This window comes from Streptomyces sp. NBC_01276 (genome assembly GCF_041435355.1).
In the GTDB taxonomy this organism is placed as follows: domain Bacteria; phylum Actinomycetota; class Actinomycetes; order Streptomycetales; family Streptomycetaceae; genus Streptomyces.
On record NZ_CP108442.1, the window covers coordinates 3,702,028 to 3,723,492 of the forward strand.

Annotated in this window: 26 protein-coding genes and 1 tRNA gene; 19 read left to right on the plus strand and 8 right to left on the minus strand. The window is 72.2% G+C overall.

What is annotated here, in order from left to right; all coding sequences use genetic code 11:
• Positions 1–54 precede the first annotated feature (54 nt).
• The 4 genes from OG295_RS16265 (at position 55) to OG295_RS16280 (ending at position 5,514) form a co-directional block, all read left to right on the plus strand.
• On the plus strand, positions 55–882 hold the full coding sequence (locus tag OG295_RS16265; RefSeq protein ID WP_371677522.1) for a xanthine dehydrogenase family protein subunit M: 828 nt from the start codon (positions 55–57) through the stop codon (positions 880–882).
• Positions 879–3,662 carry a molybdopterin-dependent oxidoreductase gene (locus OG295_RS16270; protein WP_371677523.1) on the plus strand — a complete coding sequence of 928 codons (2,784 nt, stop codon included), beginning with the start codon at positions 879–881 and terminating at the stop codon, positions 3,660–3,662. The genes OG295_RS16265 and OG295_RS16270 overlap by 4 nt, the downstream gene beginning before the upstream one ends.
• A 79-nt stretch (positions 3,663–3,741) precedes the next feature.
• Positions 3,742–4,191 carry a molybdopterin-dependent oxidoreductase gene (locus tag OG295_RS16275; protein WP_371677524.1) on the plus strand — a complete coding sequence of 150 codons (450 nt, stop codon included), beginning with the start codon at positions 3,742–3,744 and terminating at the stop codon, positions 4,189–4,191.
• A gap of 138 nt (positions 4,192–4,329) precedes the next feature.
• On the plus strand, positions 4,330–5,514 hold the full coding sequence (locus OG295_RS16280) for an NAD(P)/FAD-dependent oxidoreductase (protein ID WP_371677525.1): 1,185 nt from the start codon (positions 4,330–4,332) through the stop codon (positions 5,512–5,514).
• Here OG295_RS16280 and OG295_RS16285 read toward each other — a convergent pair.
• Positions 5,472–5,798, minus strand: coding sequence for a hypothetical protein (locus OG295_RS16285; protein ID WP_371677526.1), 327 nt, complete (start codon positions 5,796–5,798; stop codon positions 5,472–5,474). The two genes, OG295_RS16280 and OG295_RS16285, sit on opposite strands and share 43 nt — an antisense overlap.
• Positions 5,799–5,897: 99 nt before the next feature.
• On the opposite strand from OG295_RS16285, the gene OG295_RS16290 reads away from it, so the two are divergent.
• A complete protein-coding gene (locus OG295_RS16290; protein WP_371677527.1) occupies positions 5,898–6,191 on the plus strand; it encodes a hypothetical protein in 294 nt (97 codons plus the stop codon).
• Here the strand turns inward: OG295_RS16290 and OG295_RS16295 are convergent, their stop codons facing one another.
• The 3 genes from OG295_RS16295 to OG295_RS16305 all read right to left on the minus strand — a co-directional run bounded on the left by OG295_RS16295 (position 6,192) and on the right by OG295_RS16305 (position 7,789).
• Positions 6,192–6,611, minus strand: a complete 420-nt coding sequence (locus tag OG295_RS16295) for a TOBE domain-containing protein (protein WP_351030285.1) — start codon at positions 6,609–6,611, stop codon at positions 6,192–6,194.
• Between the two features lie 141 nt (positions 6,612–6,752).
• Positions 6,753–6,941 (minus strand): DUF397 domain-containing protein, encoded by a 189-nt coding sequence (locus OG295_RS16300; protein WP_371677528.1) that lies wholly within the window; start codon positions 6,939–6,941, stop codon positions 6,753–6,755.
• Positions 6,938–7,789, minus strand: coding sequence for a helix-turn-helix domain-containing protein (locus OG295_RS16305; protein ID WP_371677529.1), 852 nt, complete (start codon positions 7,787–7,789; stop codon positions 6,938–6,940). Before OG295_RS16305 ends, OG295_RS16300 begins: the two co-directional genes overlap by 4 nt.
• Before the next feature lie 140 nt (positions 7,790–7,929).
• Here OG295_RS16305 and OG295_RS16310 point away from each other — a divergent pair, with 140 nt between their 5' ends.
• From OG295_RS16310 to OG295_RS16325, 4 genes are all read left to right on the plus strand, one after another.
• Complete coding sequence (locus tag OG295_RS16310) at positions 7,930–8,295, plus strand: ATP-binding protein (RefSeq protein ID WP_266840502.1); 366 nt, start codon at positions 7,930–7,932, stop codon at positions 8,293–8,295.
• A gap of 101 nt (positions 8,296–8,396) precedes the next feature.
• Positions 8,397–9,104, plus strand: a complete 708-nt coding sequence (locus tag OG295_RS16315; protein WP_371677530.1) for a hypothetical protein — start codon at positions 8,397–8,399, stop codon at positions 9,102–9,104.
• Between the two features lie 281 nt (positions 9,105–9,385).
• On the plus strand, positions 9,386–10,324 hold the full coding sequence (locus OG295_RS16320; RefSeq protein WP_371677531.1) for a helix-turn-helix domain-containing protein: 939 nt from the start codon (positions 9,386–9,388) through the stop codon (positions 10,322–10,324).
• 157 nt (positions 10,325–10,481) lie between these two features.
• The gene (locus tag OG295_RS16325; protein ID WP_371677532.1) at positions 10,482–11,081 is read left to right on the plus strand and encodes a hypothetical protein; all 600 of its coding nucleotides are present in this window, start codon (positions 10,482–10,484) and stop codon (positions 11,079–11,081) included.
• 48 nt (positions 11,082–11,129) lie between these two features.
• Here the strand turns inward: OG295_RS16325 and OG295_RS16330 are convergent, their stop codons facing one another.
• On the minus strand, positions 11,130–11,954 hold the full coding sequence (locus OG295_RS16330) for a VOC family protein (RefSeq protein WP_371677533.1): 825 nt from the start codon (positions 11,952–11,954) through the stop codon (positions 11,130–11,132).
• A gap of 130 nt (positions 11,955–12,084) precedes the next feature.
• Between OG295_RS16330 and OG295_RS16335 the strand changes: the two genes are divergently transcribed.
• Both OG295_RS16335 and OG295_RS16340 read left to right on the plus strand, forming a co-directional pair.
• Entirely contained in the window at positions 12,085–12,669 is a 585-nt protein-coding gene (locus OG295_RS16335; RefSeq protein WP_371677534.1) for an HhH-GPD-type base excision DNA repair protein, read from the plus strand.
• A 190-nt stretch (positions 12,670–12,859) separates the two neighbouring features.
• A complete protein-coding gene (locus OG295_RS16340) occupies positions 12,860–13,333 on the plus strand; it encodes a cupin domain-containing protein (RefSeq protein WP_371677535.1) in 474 nt (157 codons plus the stop codon).
• On the opposite strand, the gene opcA is transcribed toward OG295_RS16340, so the two are convergent.
• Together opcA and OG295_RS16350 are read right to left on the minus strand one after the other, a co-directional pair.
• Positions 13,282–14,214 carry a glucose-6-phosphate dehydrogenase assembly protein OpcA gene (opcA, locus tag OG295_RS16345; protein ID WP_371677536.1) on the minus strand — a complete coding sequence of 311 codons (933 nt, stop codon included), beginning with the start codon at positions 14,212–14,214 and terminating at the stop codon, positions 13,282–13,284. The two genes, OG295_RS16340 and opcA, sit on opposite strands and share 52 nt — an antisense overlap.
• Positions 14,215–14,338: 124 nt before the next feature.
• On the minus strand, positions 14,339–15,910 hold the full coding sequence (locus OG295_RS16350) for a helicase HerA-like domain-containing protein (RefSeq protein ID WP_371677537.1): 1,572 nt from the start codon (positions 15,908–15,910) through the stop codon (positions 14,339–14,341).
• Between the two features lie 88 nt (positions 15,911–15,998).
• Between OG295_RS16350 and OG295_RS16355 the strand changes: the two genes are divergently transcribed.
• Together OG295_RS16355 and OG295_RS16360 are read left to right on the plus strand one after the other, a co-directional pair.
• Positions 15,999–16,295 carry a type II toxin-antitoxin system VapB family antitoxin gene (locus OG295_RS16355; RefSeq protein ID WP_008740979.1) on the plus strand — a complete coding sequence of 99 codons (297 nt, stop codon included), beginning with the start codon at positions 15,999–16,001 and terminating at the stop codon, positions 16,293–16,295.
• Positions 16,296–16,374: 79 nt separating this feature from the next.
• Entirely contained in the window at positions 16,375–17,049 is a 675-nt protein-coding gene (locus tag OG295_RS16360) for a LytR C-terminal domain-containing protein (RefSeq protein WP_371677538.1), read from the plus strand.
• Positions 17,050–17,107: 58 nt separating this feature from the next.
• On the opposite strand, the gene upp is transcribed toward OG295_RS16360, so the two are convergent.
• Positions 17,108–17,743 (minus strand): uracil phosphoribosyltransferase, encoded by a 636-nt coding sequence (upp, locus tag OG295_RS16365; RefSeq protein ID WP_371677539.1) that lies wholly within the window; start codon positions 17,741–17,743, stop codon positions 17,108–17,110.
• 219 nt (positions 17,744–17,962) lie between these two features.
• Between upp and OG295_RS16370 the strand changes: the two genes are divergently transcribed.
• From OG295_RS16370 to OG295_RS16395, 6 genes are all read left to right on the plus strand, one after another.
• The gene (locus OG295_RS16370; protein WP_371677540.1) at positions 17,963–18,964 is read left to right on the plus strand and encodes a universal stress protein; all 1,002 of its coding nucleotides are present in this window, start codon (positions 17,963–17,965) and stop codon (positions 18,962–18,964) included.
• 117 nt (positions 18,965–19,081) lie between these two features.
• Positions 19,082–19,309, plus strand: coding sequence for a hypothetical protein (locus OG295_RS16375; protein WP_371677541.1), 228 nt, complete (start codon positions 19,082–19,084; stop codon positions 19,307–19,309).
• 195 nt (positions 19,310–19,504) lie between these two features.
• Complete coding sequence (locus OG295_RS16380; RefSeq protein ID WP_371677542.1) at positions 19,505–20,053, plus strand: hypothetical protein; 549 nt, start codon at positions 19,505–19,507, stop codon at positions 20,051–20,053.
• A gap of 62 nt (positions 20,054–20,115) precedes the next feature.
• Positions 20,116–20,544, plus strand: coding sequence for a tRNA adenosine(34) deaminase TadA (gene tadA / locus OG295_RS16385; protein ID WP_371681210.1), 429 nt, complete (start codon positions 20,116–20,118; stop codon positions 20,542–20,544).
• Positions 20,545–20,614: 70 nt separating this feature from the next.
• Positions 20,615–20,699 (plus strand) — tRNA-Ser (locus OG295_RS16390).
• An 86-nt stretch (positions 20,700–20,785) separates the two neighbouring features.
• Complete coding sequence (locus OG295_RS16395; protein WP_266840482.1) at positions 20,786–21,076, plus strand: hypothetical protein; 291 nt, start codon at positions 20,786–20,788, stop codon at positions 21,074–21,076.
• The last annotated feature ends 389 nt before the right edge of the window (positions 21,077–21,465 follow it).

The following is a 21,465-nucleotide window of genomic DNA, read 5'->3' on the forward strand; positions in this document are numbered from 1 at the left end:
CCCGTTGCTTCACTGAGCGGAACGCCCGGGTTGGAGAGAGGCTGGTGGCGCGAAATGGACCTCAACACGGTGCTCGACGTGCGTGACGCGCGCCGCCGTGAGCCCTGGCGTCCCGGTGACGCGTGGCTCGGCGGGGGCACGTACCTCTTCTCCGAGCCGCAGCCCCACGTCCGCCGCCTCGTCGACCTCTCCCGCATGGGCTGGCCACCCCTGTCCTGGCAGCCCGACGGCTCCCTCGACATCGCCGCCACGTGCACGATCACCGAGCTCTCGCGCTTCGGCCGGTCGCTGCCCATGACCGCCGCGCCGCTGATCGAGCAGTGCTGCCGGGCCTTCCTCGCCAGCTTCAAGATCTGGAACATGGCCACCGTCGGCGGCAACCTCTGCAACGGCCTGCCGGCCGGCCCGGTCATCTCCCTGTCGGCGGGCCTCGACGGCACCGTCCTGATCCAGGGCCAGGACGGCTCCACCCGCCGGCCCGCCGTCACCGACTTCATCCGCGGCGCGGGCGTCAAGGACCTGCGCGAGGGCGACCTGCTGCGCTCGGTCCGCGTCCCGGCCCGCGCGCTGGGCTGCCGGACGGCCTTCCGCCAGGCCTCCCTCTACGGACTGGGCCGTTCCGGCGCCCTGGTCATCGGCACGGCCGACCCCCAGGACGGCTCCTTCGCCCTGACCGTGACGGCCGCCACCACCCGCCCCTTCCGCTTCTGGTTCGCCCTGTGGCCGACCGCCGCCGAACTGCGGGCGGCCATCGACGACACCGTCCGAGCCGACGAGTGGTTCGACGACATCCACGGCCTGCCCGCCTGGCGGCGGCACATGGCGCTGCGCCTCGCGGAGGAGATCCGCCGCGAACTCACGCTGGAGGAGGCTTCCCGATGAGCTACGGGATCGAGATCAACGAGCAGCGCTTCGAGGACGAGCCGCGGGCCGGCCAGTGCCTGCGCACCTACCTGCGCGAGCGCGGCTGGTTCGGCGTGAAGAAGGGCTGCGACCAGGGCGACTGCGGGGCCTGCACGGTCCACGTCGACGGCGCGCCGGTGCACAGCTGCCTCTACCCGGCGGTCCGCGCCGAGGGCCGTTCCGTCACCACCGTCGAGGGCCTGGCCGAGCCGGGCGGCGAGCTCCACCCGGCGCAGCGGCAGTTCCTCGACGCCCAGGGCTTCCAGTGCGGCTTCTGCACGGCCGGGTTCCTGATGACCACCGCCGCCCTCCAGGCCGAGGAGGGCACGGCCCACGACGACGGCAAGCTCCAGGACCTCCCGCGCGCCTTCAAGGGCAACATCTGCCGCTGTACGGGGTACCGGGCCATCGAGGACGCGGTGCGCGGGGTCAAGCACACCGAGAGCCCCGAGGCCGGGCAGGCCGTCGGCAGGTCCCTGGGCGCCCCCGCCGGCCCCCTCGTCGTCACCGGCACCGCCCGCTACACCTTCGACGTCGAGGTGCCGGGGCTGCTGCACATGAAGCTGCTGCGCTCCCCGCACCCGCACGCCCGGATCGTCTCCATCGACACCCGCGACGCCCTTGAGGTCCCGGGCGTGCACGCCGTCTTCACCCACCACGACTCCCCCGACCGGCTGTACTCCTCCGCCCGCCACGAGCACCCCACCGAAGACCCCATGGACACCCGTGTCCTGGACGACGTGGTCCGCTTCGTCGGCCAGCGCGTGGCGGCCGTCGTCGCCGACAGCGAGCAGGCCGCCGAGGAGGGCTGCCGCCGCGTGGTGGTCACCTACGAGGAGCTCCCGTACGTGATCGACCCGGAGGAGGCCATGCTCCCGGGCGCGCCCGTCCTCCACCCCAAGGGCCCCGAATCGGGGATCTTCCGCGCCGAGAACAACGTGTGCGGCGAGGTCCACAACACCATCGGCGACATGGAGAAGGGGTACGCGGAGGCGGACGTCGTCCACGAGGAGACCTTCCGGACCCAGCGCGTGCAGCACGCCAGCCTGGAGACCCACGGCAGCGTCGCGTACTTCGAACCCAAGGAGGACGGCGACGGCGAGCGCATCACCGTCCGCTCCTCCACCCAGGCGCCCTTCCTGACCCGGCGGGCGCTGTGCGCCCTCTACGACCTCGATGAGGACGAGGTCCGCGTCGTCGCGGGCCGCGTGGGCGGCGGGTTCGGTGGCAAGCAGGAAATGCTGACCGAGGACATCGTGGTCCTCGCCGCCCTGAAGCTGCGGCGGCCGGTGAAACTCGAATTCACCCGGGCCGAGCAGTTCTACGGTGCCACCACCCGCCACCCCTTCAAGATCACCATCAAGATCGGCGCCAAGGCCGACGGCACCCTCACCGCGCTGCGCATCCGCGTGCTCTCCAACACCGGCGCCTACGGCAACCACGGCCCGGCGGTCATGTTCCACAGCGTCGGCGAGTCCTTCGCCGTCTACAAGGCGCCCAACAAGCAGGTGGAGGCGTACTCCGTCTACACCAACGGCGTACCGGCCGGCGCCTTCCGCGGCTACGGCCTCGGGCAGGTCCTGTTCGCCCTCGAATCGGTGATGGACGAGCTCGCCCTCCGGCTGGGCATGGACCCGCTCGAACTGCGCGAGAAGAACGTCATCGGCGCCGGCGACCACATGGTGACCCCGATCGGCCACGAGGAGGACCTCTTCATCGCCTCGTACGGGATGAAGCAGTGCATGGACGTCGTCCGCAAGGCCATCGCCGAGGACCGCAGTCACGAGGACGTACCGGAGGGCTGGCTGACCGGCACGGGCTCGGCGGTCGCGATGATCGCGACCGGTCCGCCCGGCGGACACTTCGCCGACGCCACCGTCAGCCTGCTGCGCGACGGGACGTACGACATCGCCGTGGGCACGGCCGAGTTCGGCAACGGCACCACCACCGTCCACAAGCAGATCACCGCCGGCGCGCTGAACACCACCGTCGACCGGATCGCGGTCCGCCAGTCGGACACGGACGTCGTCCGCCACGACACCGGCGCGTTCGGCTCGGCCGGCACGGTGGTGGCGGGCAAGGCCGTGATGCTGGCGGCCGACTCGCTCGCGGAGCGCCTCAAGACCTTCGCGGCCCGGCACACGGGCGTGGCCCGGCACCTGTGCAGGCTGGAGGCCGAGGCCTTCGACTGCGCGGGCCGGGTCGTCACCCTCAAGGAGCTGTACGAGGCCGCGTACGACAAGGGCAAGCTGCACGAGGTGACGGCCGAGGGCCACTGGACCGGCTCCCCCCGCTCGGTGGCCTTCAACGCCCAGTGGTTCCGCCTGGCGGTGGACCCCGGCACCGGCGAGATGAAGATCCTGCGCAGCGTGCACGCGGCGGACGCGGGCAAGGTCATGAACCCGATGCAGTGCCGCGGCCAGGTCGAGGGCGGCGTGGCCCAGGCCCTGGGCGCCACCCTCTTCGAGACGGTACGGGTGGACGAGCGCGGGGAGGTCACCACGGCCGCCTTCCGCCGCTACCGCCTCCCGCAGTACGCGGACGTCCCGCGCACGGAGGTCCACTTCATGGAGACCTCGGACTCGATCGGTCCGCTCGGCGCCAAGTCCATGTCCGAGAGCCCCTTCAACCCGGTCGCACCGGCGTTCGCGAACGCCCTGCGGGACGCGACGGGCGTGCGGTTCACCGAGATGCCGGTGACGCGGGATGTCGTCTGGCAGAAAATCGCGCAGAAGATGCAAGGTGAATCCCACAAATGAGGCACAGCTGCGGCTCATGGATACCCCTGAACCTTGCAGGTGAGGTTCCGGAGAGATGCGAGTCGGGCATGTCATAGCCATGGCCACACTCCTGCTGCACGGCGACCTCGACCATCCGGCGACCCTGAGCGTCCGCGACCTGCGGGCCTGGCCGCAGCACCGGGCCGAGGTCACCTTCGACTGCGCGACCAACGGCCCGCAGCACCACGTCTTCGAGGGCGCGCTGCTGCGGGACGTGATCTCGGGCGCGGGCCCCGTCTTCGACGCCCGCCGCCGCAAGGACCGCAGCCGCTACCTCCTCGCCGTCAGCGGCGGCGACGGCCACCACACCGTCCTGTCCTGGGCGGAGCTGGACGACGACTTCGGCGGCAGCCCGGTCCTGCTGGCCACCCGCCTCGACGGCGCGGACCTCGACGGGCCGGGCAGCCAGCTGGTGGTCCCCTCCGACCGGTGCGGCGCCCGCTACGTCAGCGCCGTCACCCACGTCTGGTTCGGCACCCTGACCGTCCCGGCGCTCGTCGCGGTGTGAGCCCCGCCGGCCTCGGCCGCCTGTGACCCGGCTCACGCGACGCGGGGGCGGACCGCTGTCACGTTCCCGGCCGCTCGTCTGTCCCGTTCACGAGGGGCCCGCACCGGGGCCCCGCCACAGCGGACCGGGAGTACGGACATGGGACAGAAGCAGCACGTCGTGGTGGTCGGCGCCGGCTACGCGGGGCTCACCGCGGCCCTCCGCGTCAGCCGCGGCCACCGGGTGACCCTCGTCGACCCGAAGGAGGCCTTCACCGAGCGGATCCGGCTGCACGAGACCGCCGCCGGGCTCCCCTCCACGCAGGTGCCCCTCGGGGAGCTCACCGCCGGCCGCGACATCGAGCTGGTCCGGGCCCGCGCCGCGGCCATCGACCCCGAGGGCCGCCGGGTCGTCCTGGACGACGGCACCGCCCTCTCCTACGACCGGCTCGTCTACGCCCTCGGCAGCGCTACCGACACCACCCGCGTCCCCGGCGCCGCGGAGCACGCGTACCCCCTGGAGCGGGCCGGGGAGCTGGCCCGCCGCATGGCCGGCGGCACCGGCACCGTCACCGTCGTCGGCGGCGGGACGACGGGCGTCGAACTGGCCGCGGAGCTGGCCGAGTCGGCCACCGGCTGGCAGGTCGCCCTGGTCACCTCCGGCGAGCCCGTCCCCGGGATGTCGCCGCGCGGACGCGCCCACGCGGGGCGGACCCTGGAGCGCCTCGGCGTCCGGATCCACCCGCACACCCGCGTCCGTACCGTCCACGAGGGCGGCCTGACGACCGACCGCGGCGAGCTGGCCTCCGACCTGGTCGTATGGGCCGCCTCGTTCACCGTCCCGGCGCTGGCCGCCGAAGCCGGGCTCCGCGTGGACGAGCGGGGCCGCGCCCTGGTCGATCCGGCGCTGCGCTCGCTCTCGCACCCCGACGTGCTGGTCGTCGGCGACGCCGCCCGCATCACGGTCCCCGGCACCGGCGAACTCCGCATGGCGTGCGCGACGGCGATGCCCGCCGGAGCCCACGCCGCCGATGTCATCGACGCGCTCGCCCGGGGCCGCGCGCCCAGGCCGTTCGGCTTCCGCTTCGTGGCCCAGTGCGTCAGCCTCGGCCGGCACGACGGCCTCGTCCAGCAGGTCCGCGCCGACGACTCGGCACACGGCCTGGTGCTCACCGGCCGCACCGCGGCCCGGGTCAAGGAGTGGATCAACCGCTACACCCTCTCCTCCCTGCACCGGGAGCGCCGCCGCCCCGGCAGCTACCTCTGGGCCAAGCCCCTGCGCCCGGCCGCCGCCGCCCCGGCTCAGCCCCCGGCGCCCGCCCGGACCGCGTCGGCGAGCAGCTGAGCCGTGCCGTTGTCCGGGCCGACCAGACGGGTGCGGGTGAGCGCGAAGGACAGCCCCCGCTCCCGGTCGGCGAGGGCGACGGACCCGCCGCTGCCGTGGTGCCCGAAGGCGGTGACCGATCCGCCCGTCCGGGGCATCCCAGGAAGTAGCAGAGCTCTTGGCGCGCCGCACGGGCACCCGGCGCACGCCTCCACCACCGGCTGGCCGCGCAGGTACGCGGCCACCTGGAGCCCACTCTCGGCCCCGGACGCGAGGAGCCCGCCGCGCGTTCCCTGAAGATCCACGCGCCCCGCCTTCACCACCGCACGCCGGTATCACGCAACGTCACGTCACCGCTACCTTCGGCGAACAAGTGGATCACTCACGAAGGAAGAGGCGGACGCATGATGCGAGGCACGGCGAAGGTCCTCGGGGCGTGCGCGGCAGCGGCGATGCTGGCGCTCACCACCCCGGGCACGGCGCAGGCGGCCCAGGGGGTCCTGTTCATCGACCGCGCACCCCACCAGGACCCCTCGGGCTGCTACCCGCTGGGCGACTTCGCCCCGTCGGAGGTCGCGAACTTCACCGACGAGGTCGCCTTCGTCTGGTCGGGCCCCTCCTGCGACGGACGCGTGACCCACCCGGTCTTCCCGGGCCAGGTCACCGTCGCCCACGGCCGGAGCATCTTCATCCAATGATCAGGCGGCCTGGAGGGACACCTCGGTCGCCTTGATCAGCGCGACGACGGAGGAACCGGCGGCCAGGCCGAGGGCCTCGACGGCGTCGGCGGTGATCGCGGCGGTCAGCCCGCCGCCGTTCACGTCGACCTTGACGGAGGCCATGGCCGGCCCGGCGGCGATGTCGACGACGGTCCCGGCGATCTGGTTCCGGATGGACAGCCCCTCGACGGGCCCGGTCGCCAGGGCCACCTCGGTGGCCTTGACCAGCGCCTTGACGGAGGACCCGGCGGCGAGGCCGAGGTCCTTGACGGCGTCGAGGGTGATGGCGGCGGTGATGTCCTGACCACCCTCCAGGCGGACCTTGACCGTCGCCATCGCCTCACCGGTGGTGACGGCGGTGACGGTTCCGGCGATCTGGTTGCGGATGCTCAGGCTCATGGGCGGTTCGACCCCTTACGTAGACACCTCGCGCGGCCCGGGACGAACCGCACGGGATCGACGCTATGTGCCCACGTGTTGACTTTCGTTCAGCCCCTCGCATCCGCGAACCAGAACCACCCACACGGCTGGTTCCTGCGGTTATCCCAGGTCAGAGGCGTACGAAACGAAGCCGACCCAGGCGGTGTCACTGACCGCGAACTGCGGGCCGGGAACGGTCTTGGAGTCCCGGACGTGCACCGTGCCGGGGGTGGTGGCCACCTCGACGCAGGAATCGCCACCCGGGCCGTCGCTGTAACTGCTCTTGAACCAATCCAGGTCGTGGATCATGTCTCTCCCAGCAAGTCCTCAATGAAGGCCCGCGACTCCCAAGGCGTGAGAGCGTCAGCCCGGATCAGTCCGTATCGTAGTTCCAGGATCCGAAGCTGCTTCGGGTCTGTTACGGGGCGCCCGTTGAAAGCCCCTTCGGATCGCCCTGCGGCTGTCCCGTCGGGGAACTTCAGCAGCTCGATCCCACCGTCCAGGCCTGAGTGGACCTCGCAGTCCGTGGCCATCACCTGCAGAGACACATTGCGCAAGTTGCCGACCTCCAGGAGTCGTTCGAGCTGCGCACGCCAGACCATTGTGCCGCCGATCCGGCGCCGCAGCGTGGCCTCTTCCTGAACCAGGCTGATCGCCGGCGCGGGGTCCCTCTCGAACACCTTCCGCCGGGCCATGCGCGCCCCCAGGAAGCACTCCACCTCGTCCCGCGAGTAAGCGGGCTGCCGCATCTCGAACAGGGTCCTCGCGTAATCCTCGGTCTGGAGCAGACCGTGGATGTTGTGAGTCCTGTATCCCCCTACCTCGGAGGCCCTGGCCTCCATCGAGGTCAGTTTGCGAATCTGCTTGGGGTAGCAGACCTGCGCCAGGTCCTCCCTCATCGCCTTGATCAGGCCGTCGACCCTCAGAGCCTCGTCCACACCGTCGAGATACTCGGGCTTGGCGATCCGCTTGCCGCCCTCGACCTTGTAGACCAGGTCCTCGCTGTAGTCGATCCGCTCCGCCAGTTCTGCGACCTTCATACCCAGCGCCTCGCGCCTTGTCCGCATCTGGCGCCCGAGCGCTGCGACCACCGCAGCACCCTGTTCGTCCTCGGGGTCCACAGCCCAGCTGTGCTCTTCCACACCGTCACTGTCCATCCACGCCCACCTCCGCAACGCGCCTTACCCGACAACCCGGTTGGGACAGTCCGGACAGCCTTGGACAAGCGCTGGACAGACCCTCTACGGACCGGCCGAGTCACTTCACAGAACTAGCACGCCCAGCCACGCTGCGTGACATGAATGCTCATCTCCACTGCACGCTCCAGCTGTCCGCCAACCCCCGCGCGGCCCGCCTCGCCCGGCTGCTCGTCGTCGAACAACTCCGGTCCTGGGGGCTCCCTTTCGAGGACGTCGCCCAAGTCGTCGCCGAGCTCTGCGCCAACGCCGTCACGCACGGCCGCGTCCCCGGGCGGGACTTCCGGCTGGAACTCAGCGTCATCGACGGGGGCCGCGTACGGGTCGAGGTGCACGACAGCCGGGGCGACGAGCCGCCCGGCGAGCCCCGGTACGGGCTGGCCATCGTCGACGCCCTCTCGAACCGCTGGGGCAGCTCCCAGGGGCCCGTCCCGCGCAAGTCCGTATGGGCCGAACTCGGCAGCTGACACGAGGTCGTTGGCCCTGACGGCGGCCCCGGGGCACCTCAGGGTCGGGCGGGGGACTTCCCCGGTGCCGCCGCACGGCGCGCGGCGGCACCGTAGGGGTCATGCAGACGACCACGCTCCGCCGCGCAGCCGCCTCCCTCGCCCTCGCCGCCGCCCTCGCCGGCCTGGCGGTCGCCCCCGCCCTCGCCGCCGAGGCACCCTCGTACGACTTCACCGACTGCCCGGCCATCCCCGCCGGGGTCGACGCCACGCGCTGGAAGTGCGAGGTGCTCACCGCCACCGGGTCGATGCACCTCGGCGACCGGGACGTTCCCGAGCTGGCCCCGATGACCATCACCCACGCCGAGGGACCGCTGCCCGACGGCACGAACGGCCAGGTCTGGGGCGCCCTGCGCGGCGACCCGACCGCCGTCCCCGGTGGCCTGGCCGGCAGGATCCCGCTCTCCCTCCAGCCCGAGTACGGCGGCCGGTCCGACTTCTACTCGGTGGGCGACGCCATGGGCCTCTTCACCCTGCGCTACCGCGTCGTGAGCCCCCTGCTGCCCCGGGACTGCGTCATCGGCGGCGGCGAGACCCCGATCGAGCTCCGCCTCAAACGGGTGGGCACGTCGGAGTGGATCTCGAAGAACCCGCCGGTCATCAAGTTCGCCGCGACCGACACCACCTTCACCGCCCCCGCCGCAACCGGCTGCGGCCCCCTGACCCGTCTCGTGAACGACCGCCTCGGCCTCCCGGCCGGCACCGGCAACACGATCACCCTGTCGGCGCTGTACACCTTCAAGACGTACGACCAACTGCCCCCGCGTTGACGCCGATCGAGGCCGTCCGCCGAGGTCCGTCAACCCAAGACCCGGTCCGCGCGTACGTTTCTTTTGCTTCTCAGTACCGAGGGAAAGAACCGTGCCCAACCCCACCAGCCTCCCCGTGGAGGCGCCTTCACTCACACGGATGAACAAGTCCAACTCAGCTGGCTTCGGGAGCGGTTGCGGGGCATATGCTCGCCCCGACAACCCCCAGAAATGAGACGGCCCCCGACGGGACGGCAATCCCGGACGAGGGCCTGACCAAGTAGGAAGTCATCAGCTTCCCCATGGCTCTTGAGCAGGTTAGCGCGCCACCGCGCTCCTCGTACGGCGTTCACCACTCGAATGTCCGGCACTCGACCCGGTACACCGTCGTCGGCAACCACCTGATCCAGAATCCGAAGATCAGCCTCACGGCCAGGGGCCTGGGCGCGTACATCCAGTCGCTGCCGCCCGGAACGCCCATCGGCATCAAAGACCTGGCCAGGCGTGTGCCCGAGGGACAGATCCGCATCGCCTCGGCACTGCGCGAGCTGGAGTCCCACGGCTACCTGAAGCGGGTCCGCGAGCAGCTCCCCGACGGCCGCTTCGTCACCCGAACGATTTCCTACAACCACCCCAAGGCGTCCGTCACCACCCCGCCTCTCCCTCCGCCCCCGGACCCGGATCCGGAACCAGAGCCCGCCCCGATGCCCGAGGCCGAGCCGCCGGTACCCGATCCACAGCCCGAACCGGAGCCCCAGCAGGCCGAACCGCCGCCCGTACCCGCCCCGGACCCCGGGCCCGAGCCTCCCTCCGCCCGGCGCTGGGCGGCCATAGCCCTGCTCGCGCGACTGCGCCACGTCGACCACCGCCTGCTCCTCGGGCAGCGGGACATCGAGCGCCTCGCGGACGACGCCGAGGTCTGGCTGGAGCGCGGCGGGAGCATCGAAGCGATCACCACCGCACTGACGGCCCGGATCCCCCACCCGCTCACCAACCCAGCCGGACTGATCGCCCACCGCCTCAAGGCCCAGCTCCCCCCGGCCCTGGAAGCGGAGCCCAGACGGACCGCCTACGCACCCCGCGACCCCTTCCAGACCTGCCCGCACTGCGACCGCGCCTTCCGCAGCCCGACCCCCGGCACCTGCCGGGACTGCACCGGAGATCCGCCGCCGTCCGGGGGAGGGGGCGCCGCGAGAACGGCCGCGACGGCCGTGTGCGAGGGTGGGCCACCACATATCTGAGGGGGGGGGCGGAACCGTGCGCGCACGGCATGTCGCGGGTGCGGTGACGGTGGCCGTCGTAGCGGTCCTCGGTACGTCGGCCTGCTCCGCCGGGTCGCGGGCCGGCCCGGCGTCGTCCCCAGCGTCGTCCCTGGCGTCGCCCGCGCCGTCAGGGTCGGTGCCCCCGCGGCACCGGCTGCACGACGGTCTGCTGACACAGGCCCAACTGCCGCCCGGCTTCCGGCTGCTGACGGCAGAGGTCAACTCGACCACCACCGCCGCGCCCCACGCCCCCGCCTCCGTCACGATCGCGTCGATGCCGTGTTCCGAACTCGGCGTCGACTCCTTCATGACGGCTCACGCCCGCCCCGTGGAGGACGTGGCGGTCGGGCTGGAGCAGGTACCCGACGACGACGGCTGGTTCGGCCAGGAGGCCCTCGACCGCTACGCCCCCGGCCGGGCGGCCGAGGTCATGGCCGACATACGCGGCGCCGCGCAGCGCTGCCCCTCCTACGCCAACGCCCTCGACGGCGGTACCACCGTGCAGGAGAGCGTGTCGGTGACGGCAGCCGACGTCCCGGCGGACGACAGCCTGGTGTTGCGGACCTCGTCCGCCCTGCCCGGCGATCCCGACCCGTACGTCAGCGAGAAGGCGTTCGTCCGCGAGGGCGACGTGATCCTCATGGTGCAGAAGACGATCGCGCAGAAGCCACGGTCCGGGGTGGAGGCCGTCCTCCCGGCCGCCGTGGCCGCGTACCGCGCGACCACGGCGAGCTGACCGGGCCCGTCGGAACCGGGCCCGCTCGACCCCGCGTTCGGACCCGGATCAGCCGAACTTCGGCATCTCCCCCGACGTCGTCGACATGTCGATCACCGCGAACGCCGCGCCCTGCGGGTCCGTCACCGCCGCGAAGCGGCCGAAGGGGCTGTCCATCGGCCCGAAGTGCAGTCTCCCGCCCCGCGCCTGGGTCTTCGCGACGGCCTCGTCGCAGTCCGGGACGCCGAAGTAGACCTGGATGTAGGACGGGATCTCCGGCGGGAACTCGTCGCCCATCTTCATCCGGCCCAGCACCGGGTTCTCCTTGCCGCCCAGGCTGAAGATCTTGAAGTCCATCCCGGCCGCGTTCGGATCGTCGCAGTCCTCACCGCCCGACTCCATCTGCTGGGACTCGTACGGGAAGACCTTCTCCAGGAACCCGTCCGCCTTGCCCGGCTCCCGGCTGTAGACCTCCGCCCAGGCGTACGCGCCGGCCTCGCCGAGCTTCTCGAAGCCCTTGTGCTCGCCCGGCTGCCAGACGCCGAAGACCGCGCCGCTCGGCTCCTTGGCGATCGCCATCGTGCCGAAGGTGCCGACCTGCATCGGCTCCATCACCAGCTCGCCGCCCGCAGACTTGATCTTCTCGGCCGTGGCGGCCGCGTCCGGCGAGGCGAAGTACAGACACCACTGCGAGGCGGCCTCGCCCCCCGGCATCGGCGGCACGACGGCCGCGACCGCCTTCCCTCCCGAATAGGCCTGCGTGTAGTTGCCGTACTCACTGCTGGCATCACCGAAGGTCCAGCCCAGCACGTCGGCGTAGAACTCCTTCGCGCCCTCCACGTCGGTGAACATCGCGTCCACCCAGCACGGGGCACCCTCAGGGAAATCGGACATGGTCGATCGACTCCTGTGTCGTACTTCGTCCACTGCGTATCCACTGCCTGTCCGATCCCACGCTAGGCGGGGGGTCTGACAACCGCGCGCCGACCGCGCGCGGGGGCCCGGGGCGGGGGAGGCTGGAGCCATGGACGACATCACCATCCGGCTCGCGCAGCAGCCCGAGGCCGACGCCCTCCTCTCGCGGAGCCCGCTCGCCGCGCTCGTCGGAATGCTGCTGGACCAGCAGGTGCCGATGGAGTGGGCGTTCTCGGGGCCGTACACGATCGCGCAGCGGCTCGGCGCCGACGACCTCGACGCGGACGCCATCGCCGCCATGGACCCCGAGGCCTTCGCGGCGCTGCTGTCGCAGAAGCCCGCCGTGCACCGGTACCCGGGGTCCATGGCGAAGCGGATCCAGCAGCTGTGCGCGTACCTGGTGGAGCACTACGGCGGGGAGGCGGAGGCCGTCTGGCGGGACGCGGCGAGCGGCGCCGAACTGCTGGGGCGGCTGAAGGCGCTGCCGGGGTTCGGGGAGCAGAAGGCGAAGATCTTCCTCGCGCTGCTGGGCAAGCGGCTGGGCGTCCGTCCCAAGGGCTGGCGGGAGGCCGCCGGGGACTACGGGCCGGCGAACGTGTACCGCTCCGCGGCGGACATCACGGGGCCGGAGTCGCTGGCGAAGGTCCGGGAGTACAAGCAGGCGCGGAAGGCCGCCGCCAAGGACACCGCGTAGGAGCGGCGGCGGTTCCCCGGCCGGGGCCGGACGGGGACGGACCGGTTGAGGGGGCGGACCGGTTGAGGGGGCGGACCGGTTGACGGGCACGGACCGCTCGACCGGCACGGACCACTTGACGGGGGGCGGGAGTTGACAGACTCCGGTCACGGCTCCGCCCCGGGGAAGCGGCCCCGCGTAGGCTCGCGAGATGACCGACAACCTGACCCGCGCCGCTAACGCCGAGATCATTTCCGACGGCCCCGGCAGCCTGATCACCCTGCTCACCGACACCGACGAGCTCACCTGCAACACGGCGAGCTTCGAGGTCGGCGCGGCCGGTGCCCCGGTGCACTTCCACACCAAGGCCACGGAGTTCTTCCACGTCACCGACGGACAGCTCGACGTCCTCGTCGGCGACGAGGTCCACACCCTGTCCAAGGGCGACTTCATCACCATCGCCCCCGGTGTGAAGCACGCCTTCGCCCCGGCCGCCGGGCAGACGGCCGAGGTCTTCGTCGGCTTCACGCCCGGCATGGGGCGCTTCGACTACTACCGGCTCCTGGGCCGGGTGCGGGCGGGCGAGGCCACCGTGCAGGACATCATCGACAGCCAGCCCACCTACGACAACCACTACGCGGAGAGCGAGGCCTGGGCCGGCCGCACCCGCAGCGCCGAGGCGTAGACCTCGTCGGCGCCGAGCCAGCGCAGCTCCTCCGCGAGCAGCTCGGCGCTGCTGCGGATCTTGAGGGCGACCTTCCGGTCCGGCCACCCCGGCAGCACCAGCTGCGCCAGGACCCCGGCCGGCCGGTCGACCCGTACCTCCCCGGCGGTCGTCTCCAGCCGGACCCGGGTGATGACCGGCCCCTCGCTGGCGACCCGCTCCACGGGCACCCCCAGCCGGTCCTCCAGCCAGCGCGCCAGCAGCTCGGCGCTCGCGTTGTCGCCCTCGCTCTCCACCGCCGCGCCCGTGACCGGGAGCGCCTTCTGGTCGAAGGAGGAGGCCAGCAGCGAGCGCCACGGCGTGAGCCGGGTCCAGGCCAGGTCGGTGTCCCCGGGGGCGTACGAGGCGGCGCGGCCGGCCAGTACGCCGACCGGGTCGGCGGCCGCCTGGGAGTCGGTGATGCGGCGCTGCGCGAGGCGGCCCAGGTCGTCGCGGGCCGGGTCGGCGGGGGCCTCGGCGGGCCACCACGCCACCACGGGCGCGTCCGGCACCAGCAGCGGCAGCACGACCGAGCCCGCCTGCGAGGTGAGGTCGCCGTGCAGGCGCAGCAGCACGATCTCCCCGGACCCGGCGTCCGAGCCGACGCGCAGCTCGGCGTCGAGGCGGGTCCGGTGCCGCCGCTGCGGACCGCGCGAGGTCCGCTTGATCACGGCGATGATCCTGCAGGGGTGCTCGCGGGAGGCTTCGGAGGCCGCGCGCACGGCGTCGTAGGCGTTCTCCTCGTCGGTGACCACGAGGAGCGTCAGGACCAGCCCCATCGTGGGGCTGCCGATGGCTCGGCGTGCGGCGAGCATCGCTCGGGCGATCTTGCTGGACGTGGTGTCGGTCAGTTCGGTCCGCATGCCCCGAGTCTGTCAGCGCCGGGCGGGCGGCGGGCACCCGGTTCGCTCGATTTCGCCTGGACCCGTGTCCGGAACGCCACCGGGGCCGCGACCGGACCCGCGTCCGGACCCGCGGCGGGCCCGGTCAGCGCCGGCGCTTGGCCGTGCCGAAGAGGGAGCGGGAGATCTCACGGCCCAGCTGCGTGCCGACCGAACGGGCCAGCGAGCGGAACAGTCCGCTCCCCACCACCTGCTGGGCCAGCGAGGGCTCCGGTTTCGGGGCGTTGCGGGCCGCCTTCGCCGCCTCCTTGGCCTGCTTCTCGGCCTCCGCCGCCGCGGCGGCCGCCTCCGCCTCGGCCTCCGCGGCCGCCTGTTCGGCGCTGATCTTCTCGTAGGCCGATTCGCGGTCGACCGGCTCCGCGTAGCGCGAGTACAGCGGGGAGGACTTCACCGCGTGGTCCAGGGCCGCCGGATCGATCGGACCCATCAGCGACCGCGGGGCGCGCAGCCGGGTCGCGGCGACCGGCGTGGGGGCGCCGTTCTCGCTGAGCACCGTGATGACGGCCTCGCCGGTGCCGAGCCCGGTGAGCAGCTCCTCCAGGTCGTAGGCGGAGCGCGGGAAGGTCTTCACGGTGGCCTTGAGGGCCTTGGCGTCGTCGGGGGTGAAGGCGCGCAGGGCGTGCTGCACCCGGTTGCCGAGCTGCGCCAGCACGTCCGCCGGTACGTCCTTGGGGGTCTGCGTCACGAAGAACACGCCGATGCCCTTGGAGCGGATCAGGCGCACGGTCTGGGTGATGGACTCCAGGAAGGCCTTGGACGCGCCGTTGAACAGCAGGTGCGCCTCGTCGAAGAAGAACACCAGCTTGGGCCGTTCCACGTCGCCGACCTCCGGCAGGTCGGCGTAGAGGTCGGCCAGCAGCCACATCAGGAAGGTGGAGAACAGCTGCGGTTTGTCCTGCACCGACGGGAGTTCCAGTACGGAGACCATCCCGCGGCCGTCGGCGGAGGTGCGCAGGAACTCGCCCGTGTCGAACTCGGGCTCGCCGAAGAACTCGCCGGCGCCCTGCTGCTCGAAGGCGGTCAGGGCCCGCAGGATCACCCCGGCGGTCACCGTGGACAGTCCGCCGATTCCCTTGAGTTCGGGTTTTCCCTGGTCGGAGACGAGGAAGGCGACGACGGCCCGGAGGTCCTTGAGGTCGATCAGCTCCAGTCCCTTGCTGTCGGCGTAGTGGAAGATCAGGCCGAGGGACTGTTCCTGCGTCTGGTTGAGCTGGAGCACCTTGGACAGCAGCACCGGGCCGAAGGCCGTCACGGTCGCCCGGACGGGGATGCCGGCGCCGATCCCGCCCAGCGCGTAGAACTCGCTCGGGCAGCCGGTGGCCTCCCACTCCTGGCCGACGTCGGCGGCCCGCTCCCGGACCCGGTCGTTCTCGGTGCCGGGCGCCGAGATGCCCGAGACGTCGCCCTTGATGTCGGCGAGGAAGACGGGCACGCCGTTGGCGGAGAGCTGTTCGGCGATCAGCTGCAGGGTCTTGGTCTTGCCGGTGCCGGTGGCTCCGGCGACCAGGCCGTGCCGGTTGAGCATCGACAGCGGGATGCGGATCTGCCGGTCCGGCAGGCAGGCGCCGTCCCAGAGCAGGGCGCCGAGTTCGAGCGCGGGGCCGGTGAAGGCGTACCCGGCGGCGATCTGAACGGCGGGGTCGGTGCTCTGACTCATGCATCACTCCCGAAATAGCCCTGTCCGCCACTTTTGCACCGACGGAGCGAGGCTGCGCCCGGAGGCGCGGGCCCGGTAGGCTTTCCGTGTGATCTTCAAGCGCATCGGAAGCGGGCGGCCGTACCCCGACCACGGCAGGGAAACCACCCGGCAGTGGGCGGACGTCGCCCCGCGCCCGGTCCGGCTCGACCAGCTCGTGACGACCAAGGGGCAGCTGGACCTCGAAACGCTGCTCGCCGAGGACTCCACCTTCTACGGCGACCTCTTCGCGCACGTCGTGAAGTGGCAGGGCGACCTGTACCTGGAGGACGGGCTGCACCGCGCCGTGCGCGCGGCGCTCCAGCAGCGTCAGGTGCTGCACGCACGCGTCCTGGAAATGGACTGATTGCGCCTTTCGGGTCAGCCTTACCCGATCAACAGATCATTTAGTAGGCATCGTTCCGGTACGGCACTACGCTGCGCCCATGAGCATGCTCACTCCCCCCGGCATGGGCGGAAAGTACCGCATCACGGGAGCTGCCTACCCCCGCATGAGCCGTCCCCGGCGACGCCGCAAGGTCGTGCTCGCCCTGCTCGGATCGGTCCTCGCGCTGGCCCTGCTCGGTTACGGGGCACTGCAGCTCATCGACGTGTTCCGAGGCGACGGCGGCAAGCGGAACGCGGTGGCCGGCAAGGACTGCCCCACGGCCTCCGCCACCCCCGCCAAGGCTGCCAAGGCCGGTAACACCGGTCCCGGCGCGGCCCCCTCCGCCACCCCTGCGGTCGCACTCCCCCAGCCCGGCCAGATCACGGTCAACATCTACAACGCGACCCCGCGCGCGGGGCTCGCCAAGGCGGTCCGCGACGAGCTGGAGAAACGCGGCTTCGTCATCGGCCAGGTCGGCAACGCCCCCGCCGACTTCGACAAGAAGGTCCCCGGCGCCGGGATACTGCTCGGCTCCCCGCGGACCGACAAGGCGGCGTACTCCGTCCTCGCGGCCCAGCTCACCGGGGTCACCACCCAGACCGATACCCGCGAGGGCACGGACATCGACCTGATCCTGGGCGACTCCTTCAAGGAGCTCACCCCGAAGGCGGACGCGGACAAGGCACTGGCCGCCCTGGCCAACCCGGCACCCGCACCCGCCGGGAAGTGCTGAGGCGGGCGGCCCGGACCCACCGGCCGCCCGCCCGCCCCGCCCGAATACCGCGTGCGGCCTACTCCGCCGAGCCGTACATGCGGTCGCCCGCGTCTCCCAGGCCCGGCACGATGTAGCCGTGCTCGTTGAGCCGCTCGTCCACGGCGGCCGTCACCACCGTCACCGGCGTGCCCGCGAGCTCGCGCTCCATGACCTCGACGCCCTCGGGCGCGGCCAGCAGCACCACGGCGGTCACGTCGTCGGCGCCGCGCTTGATGAGTTCCTGGATCGCGGCGACCAGCGTGCCGCCGGTGGCCAGCATCGGGTCGACCACGTAGACCTGGCGCCCGGAGAGGTCCTCGGGCATGCGCGTCGCGTACGTGGAGGCCTCCAGGGTCTCCTCGTTGCGGACCATGCCCAGGAAGCCCACCTCGGCGGTCGGCAGCAGCCGCACCATGCCGTCCAGCATGCCGAGACCGGCGCGCAGGATCGGCACGACCAGCGGGCGCGGGTGCGACAGCTTGACGCCGGTGGTCGGGCCGACCGGGGTGTCGATGTCCGCCTGCTCCGTGCGCACGTCGCGGGTGGCCTCGTAGGCGAGGAGCGTCACCAGCTCGTCGGCGAGCCGACGGAAGGTGGGGGAGTCGGTGCGCTTGTCGCGCAGTGTGGTGAGTTTGTGCGCCACCAAGGGGTGATCGACGACCTGCAAACGCACAACATCCTCCAAGACTCAGCCGGGCTTCGACCTGCGATCTGCGACCTGCGACCCTGCTACCTGCGAAAACGGCCGCCTGTTCGCGACCCACTGCCAAAAGGCTACGCGTTGGCAGGACCCCCGCGCGTCCCCGCGCGTCCCCGACGGCGCCCGCGCCCGGTATCGGCGGGCGTCGCGGCCCGACGTGCGCCGCGCCGCGCCGCCCAGCACCCTTGACTGGTGAGCAACCCACCGGTGATCGCGGCCGTCGACGGATCCGACCACAGCCTGCGGGCCCTGGAGTGGGCCCGTACGGCCGCCCTGTGCCGCGGCACCGGTCTGCTGGTCGCCCATGTACTGCCCGACGTCTCCCAGTTGTACGCGGGCCGCCGCTCCTCCCTGCACGACCCGAACCAGCCGAAGCGGTTCGCCGACCCCGTGGGCGACTACGTGCGCGGCGTCCTGGAAGCCGCCCCGGAGCTGCCCCGGGAGGTCCGCTACGAGGCCCTGGAGGGCTCCGTGCCGGAAGCCCTGCGGGTCATCGCCGCCGAGGCCGCGCCGGCCATGCTGGTGATGGGCTCCCGCGGGCGCGGCGGGTTCGCCACCCTGCTGCTCGGCTCCAACAGCAGGGCCGTCGCCACCAGCGCGACCTGCCCCGTCGTGGTCGTCCCGCACGCGGACCGCGACGCGCCCCCGGCCGACGCGCACGGCGACGGCCCGCACGGCGACGGCCCGCACGGAACGGACCCGTACGGCGCCGGGGCCTCCGCCGGCCGGGTGGTGCTCGGGCTGCACGCCGCGGAGACGCCCGAGGACGTGGTGCACTTCGCGTTCGCCGAGGCCGCCGCGCGGGGGACCACCGTCCAGGTGGTCTCCGCGTACGCCCTCCCGCCCGGCCCGAACCTGGTGATCGACAGTCCCTTCCAGGTGATCCCGCCCGAGGCGCTCGCCGACGACGGGGACGCCGTACCCGCCGAACGGGAGATGCTGCGCTCCCAGACGGAGCGCCTCGCCCCGCTGCGCGCCCGCTATCCGGACGTGCCCGTCGAGCAGGCCGCGGTGCCCGGGGACGCCGCCGGACGGCTGGTGGAAGCGTCCCGGACGGCGGCCCTGGTCGTGGTGGGCCGCCACCACCCGCGCCGGCGGTCGCTGCTGATGGGATCCGTGGCGCACGCGGTCCTCCAGCACGCGCACGGACCCGTGGCCGTCGTCCCGGCCCTCCACCCCGACGAGGACGCCTGACCTGGGCCGACCTGGCGAGGGGTGGCATCAAACGCGCCGACCGGGGGAAGGTGGGAGCGGGGGGACTGCTTCGCGCCGGCGGAGGAGGACGACCGGACCAGCCGTGGGTGGTGGCCGATGCCCGACACGCAGACGAACGAGACCGACGCGAGCGACGGGAGCACCGCGGGGAACGGCACCGAGGCGTACGAGGCTCCGGAGACGGCGGCGCAGCGCAGGGCACGGCGCGCCCAGTTCCTGCGCGACCTGAACGAGGCCCGGGAACTGCGCGACCGGGTCCAGCCCCGGCGCGCCCGTGCGGCCCGGATGCGCCAGCAGATGCGGATGCGCACATTCCGTTGGTGATCGGCCGGACGGCCGTCACCGCGACCGGCGCCGCGACACGGCCGCCGCGCCGAAGACCTCTCGCAAAGCCGCTGTTTCTGCCACGATGCCGATTGGGCGGGGTGCGGACCGGCGAGCGTCACGGCCGTTGCGGACCCCAACCTCCGGCCGGGGGGACCTCCAACCGGCACGCCTATGACCAGTGGGAGAGTCACGGTGTATTTCGCCGCACTGCTCGCGCGCACCGAAGACGGGTGGGAAGCGAGCGACCTGGAACTCGACGACGTCGAGTCCCTCAGTGATCTGATCGATCTCGCCCGTGCCGCCGCTGTCGACGACGACACGGTGGTCGCCCTCATCGAGCAGGAGGACGCCTGGTTCGGCGTCGTCCGCGTGGACGGGGAGGAGGACCCCCGGTACTACGTGTCGAACGCCTCCGCCGCCGACCGCAGCTCCTACGGCTCGATGCTGACCAAGGAGCTGCTGGGCAACGACGAGGACGACGACGAACTCGACGAACTGGACCTGGACGGTACCGAGGACGGCGAGGACGAACCGATCGCCGCGTTCACGGACGAGGGCGACGACGCGGACGACGAGGTGGGATCCGGCGCCGAGCCGGTCCCGGCCGGTCCGCTCGGCGACCCCCGGCTGCTGGACGACCTCGGGGTCGGCCACAAGGAACTGATGTCCCTCGACGGAGACGCCCTCTCGGAGATCGCCGACGCCCTCGGCGCCACCGAGGTACTGGAGGCCGTCCGCTAGTGATCACCGTGCACAACGCCCCGTACGACCCCGATCCCGTCCGGGATCCCTGGCGCGACCACATGCGCCTGGCGATGGCGGAGGCCGCTCTGGCGGTACCGGCCGGCGATGTGCCGGTCGGTGCCGTCGTGCTCGGCCCGGCCGGGGAGCTCCTCGCCTCCGGCCACAACGAGCGGGAGGCCACGGGCGACCCCACGGCGCACGCCGAGGTACTGGCGCTGCGCCGGGCGGCCGCCCGGCTCGGGGAGTGGCGGCTTCCGGGGTGCACCCTCGTGGTGACCCTGGAGCCGTGCGTGATGTGCGCGGGGGCGCTCGTGCAGGCGCGGGTGGCCCGGGTCGTCTACGGCGCGGGGGACGAGAAGGCGGGCGCGGCGGGGTCGCTCTGGGACCTCGTGCGCGACCGCAGGCTCAACCACCGCCCCGAGGTGATCCGCGGGGTGCTGGAGCAGGAGTGCGCGCTGCAGCTGACGGAGTTCTTCCGCGAGCTGTGAGGGGACGGTGAGGAGGGCCACTCGGTCCCGAGTTGCAAAGCACTCCCCGCCATCGGCTAGGATCTATCTCGGTAGTGTGTCCGAGTGGCCGAAGGAGCTCGCCTCGAAAGCGAGTATGGGGCAACCCATCGGGGGTTCAAATCCCTCCACTACCGCCCTTGACGAGAGCCCCGGTTCGTACGAACCGGGGCTCTCGCGCATGCCCGCCGTGACCGGCCGACCGCTCGGCCGTTGTCACGGCATGAACAAGACCCAGCGCATCCTCGCCGCCATCGCCCTCGCGGGGGCCGCCGCGGGCCTCGCCGCACCCGCCGCCTCCGCCGCGGGCCTCGCCCCCCTCACCCTCCCGGACCTGCCGACGGCCACCCCGGACATGCCGGCGGGCGCCCAGCCGCGCTCCGTCCAGGAGATCGGCTCGAAGCTCAGCGCGGGGGCCAACCAGCTCAACCAGCTGATGGAGCTGCCGAACCAGCTCGCGCCCCTGATCGCACCCGTCCAGCCGCTCACGGACCTCGCCGGCGGCCTCGAATAGCCGCACCCGGACACGACGGCACACTGGCGCACCGGAACGGCGGCACGGCGGCACGGCGGCACGGCGGCACACGAAGAAGGCCCCGGCCGGAGCCGGGACCTTCGACGTTGGAACGGGGGAAGTGGCATCGGGGGGACAAGCCACTTCCCCCGATGAGGACGAGACCTACTAGCCCGAGCCGCGGTCAGGGGGGAAGCTCGCGGCTCGGACCCCGCAGTGAGGCCCTGTCCCTCGCCCACCGATTTCCTGCCAGAACCGGTGGGCTCCCCCCAATCCTGCGCCCCGCGCAACCCGGCACTCAACGGCAAAAGGCCCGTTCCGCCGGGTCATTGGTCCATAAAGGACAGGTGAGTGCCACAACTTGACCGGTTAGACTCCACCGACTTTGC